The following is a 372-nucleotide window of genomic DNA, read 5'->3' as shown; positions in this document are numbered from 1 at the left end:
CAGCAGGAACCAAATCGAGATCGATCCCGCCGCATTGTTGAAAATACGTGAACTGGGTGATCTCCAGCCCGTCCAGCATCACCTGCCAGCCGACTCCCCAGGCGCCGAGCGTCGGCGCTTCCCAGTTGTCTTCCTCGAACTTGATGTCGTGCTTGCGGAGGTCGATACCGATCGCTTCGAGCGACGCCAGGTACAGATCCAGGATGTCGTCGGGCGACGGCTTCAGGATTACCTGGAACTGCTGGTGCTTATACAGCCGGTTCGGATTCTCGCCGTACCGGCCATCGGCGGGACGGCGGCTCGGCTGAATGTACCCGACCCGATGCGGCCTTGGGCCAAGGACGCGTAAAAATGTCTCGGGAGCCATGGTGC

At 61.0% G+C, this 372-nt stretch carries 1 protein-coding gene; it reads right to left on the bottom strand.

The features are described 5' to 3' along the window. Positions 1-372 (bottom strand): glycine--tRNA ligase subunit alpha (locus R5H29_RS14855; protein ID WP_332329372.1); only part of this gene is annotated, 372 nt, incomplete at both ends.

Source organism: Stenotrophomonas sp. A3_2 (genome assembly GCF_036624925.1).
Taxonomy (GTDB): Bacteria; Pseudomonadota; Gammaproteobacteria; order Xanthomonadales; family Xanthomonadaceae; genus Stenotrophomonas; species Stenotrophomonas hibiscicola.
This window is presented reverse-complemented; position numbering and strand designations above follow the sequence as displayed.